Origin of the sequence: [Zimmermannella] alba NBRC 15616, from assembly GCF_001570905.1 — a bacterium.
GTDB lineage: Bacteria > Actinomycetota > Actinomycetes > Actinomycetales > Microbacteriaceae > Pseudoclavibacter > Pseudoclavibacter albus.
Genome location: NZ_BCSO01000022.1, coordinates 1 through 8006 on the forward strand (window position 1 = coordinate 1; position 8006 = coordinate 8006).

An 8006-nucleotide genomic window follows, 5' to 3' on the forward strand; every position below is an offset into this window, starting at 1 on the left:
GCGGTGCTTTCCGGGGGGTCGAATCCCCTATCCTCCGCGGTCGAGGGCCCCGAAAGGGCCCTCTTCGTTTTGTGGATGGTTGCGTGGTGGCGCAACGTTCGTGCGGGATGCGAAGAGTAGTCGGCCCTGCGCGTCGCAATGCTGTGCTGGCACCACGTGAGCTCGCACTTCCGGCGGACACATTTCCTGGATTGCATCTAAAAGTCGGGGATGACCGCCGGAATGTCGGTGGTACCCCGTATGCTCAGCGCACTGTTCAATTTCGATGCATCGGAGAGCTGCCCGTGACCCCCGAGCAAGATGCCAGCCGTGACCCGCGCATGACAGCGCGTTCATCGGCATGTGCTGAGGGGCTTCCGGGTGAGGACTCTTTCGACCTGATCGCGCACGATCTCCAAGCGCTGCGCGCTCGCGCGGGTCACGTCTCGTACGGCGAGATTGTCCGTCGCGTTGGCGAACAGCGACTTCGCGAGAATCCCGATGCCCCGCATCCCTACCCGGCGCGGTCCACCGTGTACGACGTCTTCCGGCCGGGTCGTCGACGCATGAACGAAGCACTCCTCCAAGAGATTGTTCGCGCGCTCGGCGAAGACGATGAGCACGTTGCGTTGTGGGCTGATCGGTGCGTCCGCGCGGCAGAACGAGCGGAGGCGCTCGGCCCCGGCCGTGCATTGTCCAGTGGTGGGCACGCCATCGGAGATGCCAGCAGTCAGCGAATGGACGACAGGACATCCGCGATCGCGGGGGAAGGGCTCGGCAACCCCGACCTCGCGCTGTCTCTGCTCAAGACGGGCCCTGACGCTGGAGTCAGCGATACCGCTGTGGCCGACGTCGTCGACGAGGGAGCCGCGAATCAGGCTGAACCGCATGCACAGCGTCATGGTGATGTCCGCGGGTGGCAAGCGTACTTGGCCGCGCGCCCCTGGATGCGACTCGCGCTCGCAGTTCTCTGCCTCGCTATCAATATGTTCGGCCACTGGTTCGCCTACGAGGTTCACCTGCCCGTGTACGCGGACATGGTCGGGACGGCTGTTGCTGCGCTCATGCTTGGTCCGTGGCGAGGCGCGGCGGTTGGATTCGCCTCGGCACTCGCCAGCCATGCCATGGGGCTCGAATACGCAGCTCCCTTCGCGATTGTCAACGCGGCTGGCGGCATCGTCTGGGGGTGCGGATGGCGCATGATCCGGCTCGCGCCGACCACGGGGCGCTACCTCCTCGTCAATCTCGCGGTCGCGGTGACCTGCAGTGCCGTCGGTGGGCCTATCTCACTGCTCATCTACGGAGGGCCGAGTCCCCATTCGGCTGACCAAATCGCGGCTGCCTTCTTCGACTTCAACCTCGACTTCCATGTTGCGTTCTGGTTGGGGTCGTTTCTCACCGAGATTGGAGACAAGCTCATCGCCGGCTTCCTCGCTATCCCGATCGTCGAAGCGCTCAGTTACGTGTTCCGGCCGACGCGGCACCTCACGGCGAGCGAGCCACTGCAGCGTGCCGAGCTGTAGCCGCGCAGCTCTTGTTGCGGCATGCGCGCGCCCTCACCGCACGGAGTGAGAGGACGCTTCCGAGGCTCGTCCCAAAGGCCCAAAACCGTCAATGCATGTTCGGAACAGTCGTGCGGCGTCAAATAATCCCTGATCAGCAACCTGTGAGCTGTCCGGGGTTGTTCGGAGTTTGCTGAACGGCCCGTGTGTATGGCCAGTGCTTCATAGCCTGTGAGCAAGGGGCAATCAACGACGGCAGAGGGGGCTGCCGCAGGCAAATGAGGTCAACCACCATGACGCTCGACATGACGATTCAGAACGCTGATCACCTTGAGATGTCGCCGGCAGCGCAGGAGATCCGACGCTGCGTGGCCGAGAGCCACTCCGTGCCGACGACGCGTGTTTCCGTGCACGAGGCCGAGGGCTACCACCGTCAGTGCTTCCTCGTTGACCTGCCGAACTACGTCCCGGCAGACGAGCTTCCCGTCCTCCGGGCAGACATCGAAGTCTCACTGCCCGCCTTTGAAGTCCTCGATCTCACGGAGACGCTCGTCTTCCTCGGCGCGCGACGCTAGCGGTCGGCACGCGAAGGTCAGCCGCACGGCATACCCCACCTCGCGCCGCTGTTCGGGCACAAAAAGACCCCTCACGCACCCGCCAGAGCCTGGTTACCCTTGCTGCGTTTCCGCCCTGGGGGAGTTGGCCTGGATGGCGCCACGTGAGGAGCCGCCATTCAGCCTAGCGGATCCTCGGGCGGGCAGCCATTTCGTGCCGCATCGGGTGCTGGGTCGGCGCAGAGGACATCTGCATGTCGGACGTCGCGGATACGATGACGCCGTGGCTGCCAGCATGTATCTCTCGTCCGCCGAACCGTTCACCGGGAAGTCCGCGCTCGCGCTCGGACTCTTCGACCTGCTCACTCGATCGGGCGGACGGGTCGTCGTGTTCCGCCCCGTCGTCGCTGGCGACCCCACTACCGACAGCGTCCTCAGTGTGCTCGTGCCGCGCATGGACCCGAGCCTGGGCCTCACCGCCGCTGCATGCGCGGGCGTGAGCTACGACGAACTCCACGATGACGCCGAGCGTGCCCTCGCCGCCATCGTGCAACGCTTCAAGCAAGTCGAGCGCAGTGCTGACTTCGTGCTCATCGTCGGCAGCGACTTCACGGATGTCGGTAACCCGGCAGAGCTCGGCGTGAACGCACGTATCGCCGCGAACCTCGGCGCAAAGATGATCCTTGCCCTCTCGGGGCGAGACACTGCCGACGAGCGCCACCGCACGCAGGCTGAGCTGGTCAACGCGCTCGAGAGCACGCTCCCCGAACTCGAGTACGCGCACGCCGAACTTGCGGCGCTCGCGGTGAACCGGGCTGAGCCCGATGCCCTGGAGGCCATCACCGAAGCGCTCACGGCTGAGCTCAGCACAGCGGGTCATGAGGTGCCGGTGTGGGCCATCCCCGAAGAGCCGATCCTCGTCGCCCCGAGCGTCGCGCAAATCATCGACGCCGTCGACGGCGAGCTCTACTCGGGCGATGAGGCCGTGCTCTCGCGCGAAGTGCTCGCCGTCACCCTCTCAGGTATGAGCATGGAGCACGTCCTCGACCGTCTCCACGAAGGCGGTGCAGTCGTCGTTGCCGCCGACCGCACCGAGACGCTCCTCGGCGTCCTCATGGCGCACCAGGCTGACACCTTCCCCTCGCTCGCGTGCATCGTCGTGAACGGGCCCTTCGAGTTCTCGCCCGTCATCACGCGCATGCTCGAGGGCATCGGCGCGAGCATCCCGATCATCCGCACTGAGCTCAACAGCTACGAGACCGCGCGCCGCATCGTCACCACCCGCGGCAATGTGCTCGCCTCGCAGCGCAAGATCGACCTCGCCCTTCGCAGCGTCGAAGCTCGCATCCCCGCGGACGACATCACCGCGCTCACTGGCCAGGCTCCTGCTGGTGCGATCACGCCGCTCATGTTCGAGTACACGCTCCTTGACCGCGCCCGCGCCGACCGTCAGCACATCGTCCTCCCGGAGGGCAACGACGACCGTGTCCTGCAGGCGGCCTCGACGCTCCTCGCCCGAGGCGTTGCCGAGCTCACGATCCTCGGCGACGAGCGTGCCATCCGCGCCCGCGCAGCCGAACTCGGTGTCGACATTGCCGAGGCGCACGTCGTGAGCCCCGAAGACCCAGAACTCCTTGAACGCTTCGCTGCCGAGTACGCGCGACTGCGAGCTCACAAGGGTGTCACGCTCGAGCATGCACGCGAGAAGGTACGGGATGTCTCGTACTTTGGCACGCTCATGGTGCAGCAGGGCCTCGCGGATGGCATGGTCTCCGGCGCCGTCCACACGACCGCCCACACCATCAAGCCTGGCTTCGAAATTGTGAAGACGAAGCCTGGCGTGTCAATCGTGTCGAGTGTGTTCCTCATGGCGCTCGCTGACCGCGTCCTCGTCTACGGTGACTGTGCCGTCAACCCCGACCCGAGTGCCGAACAGCTCGCGGACATCGCCATCTCCTCGGCAGAAACAGCAGCCTCCTTCGGCATCGAGCCGCGCGTAGCCATGCTTTCGTACTCCACCGGTGAGTCGGGATCGGGCGCTGACGTCGACAAGGTGCGCGAGGCGACTCGACTCGTTCACGAGCGTGCGCCGGAGCTCCTCGTGGATGGCCCCATCCAGTACGACGCTGCGAGCGACCTTTCGGTCGGCACAAAGAAGATGCCCGGGTCCGAAGTCGCAGGCCGCGCAACGGTGTTCATCTTCCCCGACCTCAACACCGGCAACAACACCTACAAGGCGGTGCAGCGCTCGGCGGGCGCTCTCGCGATCGGCCCTGTGCTCCAGGGCATTAACGCGCCGATCAACGACCTGTCGCGCGGAGCACTCGTCTCCGACATCGTGAACACGGTCGCGATCACCGCTATCCAGGCGCAGGCGCGCAGCGCGAATCGCGACACAGCAGCCGACGCCAGCGCAGCAGCTACGAAGGAAACCGCATGAGCATCGTCCTCGTCGTCAACTCCGGCTCCTCGTCGATGAAGTACCGCCTCATCGACATGCGCGATGAAACGGTGCTCGCCTCCGGTCTCATCGAGCGCATTGGCGAATACCGCGGGCTTGTCCGCCACGATGGGCCGAATGGACGTCACGAGCTCGCGCGTCGCATCGTCGACCACGAGGCCGCCTTCGAAGCCATGATTCGCGGCTTCAACGAACACGGGCCGAGCCTCGACGACTACCCGCCGGTTGCCGTCGGCCACCGTGTCGTGCAGGGTGCGCGCCGCTTCCTCGCCCCGACCGTGGTGGACGACAGCGTCGAACGCGACATCGAAGACCTCATTCCGCTTGCCCCGCTTCACAACGGGGCGAACCTTGAGGGCATTCGCGGGGCGCGCCGGGCCTTCCCGGACCTTCCGCACGTGACCGTCTTCGACACCTCGTTTCACACCTCGATGAGCGACGCTGCGTCGCTGTACGCACTCGATCGCCCCACGGCTGAGCGGTATCGCATCCGCCGCTACGGTGCCCACGGTTCGAGCCACAAGTTCGTGTCGGCCGAGGCGGCGCGCTTCCTCGGGAAGCCGCTGGAGGACCTCAAGATCATCGTCCTCCACATCGGCAACGGCGCGAGCGCCTGCGCTGTGCGCGGCGGGGTGTCGATCGAGACGAGCATGGGTCTCACGCCGCTCGAAGGTCTCGTTATGGGCACGCGAACCGGTGACATCGATCCGGCTGTGCTCTTCCACCTGCACCGTCAAGCCGGGTACTCCGTGGACGACCTCGACGAACTTCTCAACAAGAAGTCCGGGCTTGCTGGCCTCACTGGTTCGAACGACATGCGTGATGTCGAGGCGCGCGCCCGCAAGGGTGACGCGCTCGCGCTCACGGCGCTTGAGATTTACGCGCACCGGATTCGCCACTACATCGGGGCGTATCACGCGCAGCTCGGCGGGGCGGATGCGGTCGTGTGGACGGCAGGTGTCGGCGAGAACTCGCCGGATGCCCGCGCTCGCGCGATGCGGGGCCTTGAGTTCCTCGGCATGAAGCTCGACCCGGAACTCAACGATCAGCGGGTTAAAGAGCCGACGCGGATCTCTGCGGCGGATTCGGCGATCGACATCCTCGTGGTGCCGACGAACGAAGAGCTCGAGATTGCACGCCAGACGCTGCAGGCCACGGGCATCCCCGCCGACGCATAGGTAGTTTGGCCGCTCGGGTGGCCGCTTGAGCTGCTCAAGTGCCCCGAAGGCCCTCCATCCAAGCTGCTCGAGTGCCGCCGAAGGCGGTGTATCGAGAGCAGCGCCCACCCGCATCCATCCTCAACATCGAATGTCGGTGGTCACGTCTACCATGGTCGGCATGGCCACCGCCCTGTATCGCCGCTACCGGCCCGACACGTTTGCAGACATGATCGGGCAGTCTCAGGTGACCGATCCGCTCATGACGGCACTGCGCACGGGGCGCGTGAATCACGCCTATCTCTTCTCCGGCCCGCGTGGATGCGGCAAGACGAGTTCGGCGCGCATCCTCGCCCGCTGCCTCAACTGTGCCGAGGGCCCGACCGACACCCCCTGCGGTCGCTGCGACTCCTGCATCGAACTCGCGCGCGACGGCGACGGCTCGCTCGATGTCATCGAAATCGACGCGGCTAGCCACGGTGGTGTCGATGACGCGCGCGACCTGCGCGATCGCGCCGTCCTGGCCCCGAGCCGCGACCGCTACAAGATCTTCATCATCGACGAGGCCCACATGGTCACGCCGGCGGGCTTCAACGCGCTGCTCAAGGTGGTCGAAGAGCCGCCGGAGCACGTGCGCTTCGTGTTCGCGACGACCGAGCCCGAGAAGGTTATCGGCACGATTCGCTCGCGCACGCACCACTTCCCGTTCCGGCTCATCCCGCCGGCGCTCATGCTCGAATACGTCGAGAAGCTCTGCGCCGAAGAAGGTGTGAGCGCTGAAGCTGGCGTGCTGCCGCTCGTCGTGCGTGCTGGTGGCGGTTCGGCCCGAGACACGCTCTCGCTGCTCGACCAGATCATCGGCGGTTCTGAGGGCAATGTGCTCGGCTACGAGCGTGCAGCGGCACTGCTCGGCTTCACCTCGAGCGAACTACTGGAAGCGACGATCGAGGCCTTCGCCAACCAAGACGCCGCTGCGGCCTTTCACGCGATTGACCGCATTATTCAAACTGGCCAGGACCCGCGCCGCTTCGTTGAAGACCTCCTCGAGCGCACGCGCGACCTCATCGTCGTGGTCGCCACGGGCGACGGTGCTGGTGCGGTGCTGCGCGGTACCTCGGCCGATGAACTCGACCGACTCCGCTCCGAAGCCCAGCGTTTCCAGCCGGCCACGCTCGCGCGCATGGCCGAGCTCATCGACGGCACGCTCACCGAGATGACCGGCGTCACGTCGCCGCGCCTCCACCTCGAACTCATGGTCGCGCGTGTGCTCGTCGCGCTTCGGGCGAACTTCGCGGGTGCCGTTGGGGGAGCGGGAGATGTTCCCGCCCCGGTGCCCACATCCGCTCCGGCGAGCGCTCCGGCTGCGCCGAGCGGTCCGGTCACGAGTGTCCCGGCTGCGCCGAGTGCCCTGGCAGCTGATCGCGCACCGGCAACTCCGGCAGCCAGCGTTCCAGCCACGCCGACTCCGGCTGCCGAGCCTGAGGCGCGCGAAGACACCGCTCAGGCGCAGGCCGCGCCCGCTCACTCGGCACCCGCGGCCGCTCCCGCACGCGCTGCCGAGCAGCCGCAGCCCCAGGCTCCGGCGGCTCCTGGCACTGCCACCGCGCCCGCATCCCCAGAGCAGGCGCTGGCCGAGGTGTCGCAGGAGCAGTTCCAGCACGCCTGGCCGGACATCCTCGTGCACGTGAAGCAGCAGGGTGGCATTCAAGCCTGGAGCGTGGCGATGAACGTCGTCCCGCTCGAGTTCCGCGATGGTGTCTTCGGTTTCCAGGTGAAGAACGAAACCGTCTTGAGCGACTTCAAGGAGCACGCGGCGGAGCCGATCCGTGCCGCCGTTCGCGAGCTGCTCTCCATCCCGATCAAGTTCCGGCCGCAGGTGCTCGAGCGTCGACAGGCTCCGCGCTCGGCTGGTGACTCCGGCCGCGGTGCCGCGGCGCCGTCACGCGATGCATCGCCCGCGCAGCAGCAGACGAAGCGTGGCCCGCTCCCGAGCTGGAACGTGAAGCAGATTCCGGGCGAAGCCTCGAACGACGGCCCCGGATCCGCCTGGGACGAGCTTGCTCAGCCCGCAGCGCAGGCGTCCGCCCCCGCTACCCAGGCCGCGCCCGCCTCCGCGCCCGCATCGACGCCGAGCGCACCCGCGGCACCTGCCGAGCGAGACCCGCTCGAAGGCGTCCCCTCGGACGACAACGCGCCCGAGATTATCGCGGCACGTGAAGCCCTCGCTCGGGCGGAAGAGAACACTCCGCAGCCCTTCGACCCTGCCGTCCCGACACCCGCCGACGAACGCATCGCACGTGAGGCTGGGCACGACCCCGTGTCGGCACGAAACACTGCACCAGCCGAGCCCGCC

At 66.6% G+C, this 8006-nt stretch carries 6 protein-coding genes and 1 other RNA gene; 5 read left to right on the forward strand and 2 right to left on the reverse strand.

The annotated features are described in order from the left end of the window. Positions 1–332 precede the first annotated feature (332 nt). A complete protein-coding gene (locus tag ZAL01S_RS10395) occupies positions 333–977 on the reverse strand; it encodes a hypothetical protein (RefSeq protein WP_159421680.1) in 645 nt (214 codons plus the stop codon). Here ZAL01S_RS10395 and ZAL01S_RS10400 point away from each other — a divergent pair. Together ZAL01S_RS10400 and ZAL01S_RS09560 are read left to right on the forward strand one after the other, a co-directional pair. Continuing rightward, positions 966–1502: a hypothetical protein gene (locus tag ZAL01S_RS10400; protein WP_159421681.1), complete on the forward strand. Its 537-nt coding sequence runs from the start codon at positions 966–968 to the stop codon at positions 1500–1502. The two genes, ZAL01S_RS10395 and ZAL01S_RS10400, sit on opposite strands and share 12 nt — an antisense overlap. A 272-nt stretch (positions 1503–1774) precedes the next feature. Next, complete coding sequence (locus tag ZAL01S_RS09560) at positions 1775–2056, forward strand: hypothetical protein (RefSeq protein WP_066082608.1); 282 nt, start codon at positions 1775–1777, stop codon at positions 2054–2056. A 59-nt stretch (positions 2057–2115) separates the two neighbouring features. Here the strand turns inward: ZAL01S_RS09560 and ffs are convergent. Next, positions 2116–2212: signal recognition particle sRNA small type (gene ffs, locus ZAL01S_RS09565), an RNA gene on the reverse strand. Between the two features lie 106 nt (positions 2213–2318). Between ffs and pta the strand changes: the two genes are divergently transcribed. The 3 genes from pta to ZAL01S_RS09580 form a co-directional block, all read left to right on the forward strand. Continuing rightward, positions 2319–4475, forward strand: coding sequence for a phosphate acetyltransferase (pta, locus tag ZAL01S_RS09570; RefSeq protein WP_066082610.1), 2157 nt, complete (start codon positions 2319–2321; stop codon positions 4473–4475). After that, positions 4472–5674 (forward strand): acetate/propionate family kinase, encoded by a 1203-nt coding sequence (locus tag ZAL01S_RS09575; RefSeq protein WP_066082611.1) that lies wholly within the window; start codon positions 4472–4474, stop codon positions 5672–5674. Before pta ends, ZAL01S_RS09575 begins: the two co-directional genes overlap by 4 nt. 160 nt (positions 5675–5834) lie before the next feature. After that, positions 5835–8006: DNA polymerase III subunit gamma and tau (locus ZAL01S_RS09580; protein WP_110467166.1), on the forward strand; the 2172-nt coding region annotated here is incomplete at its 3' end.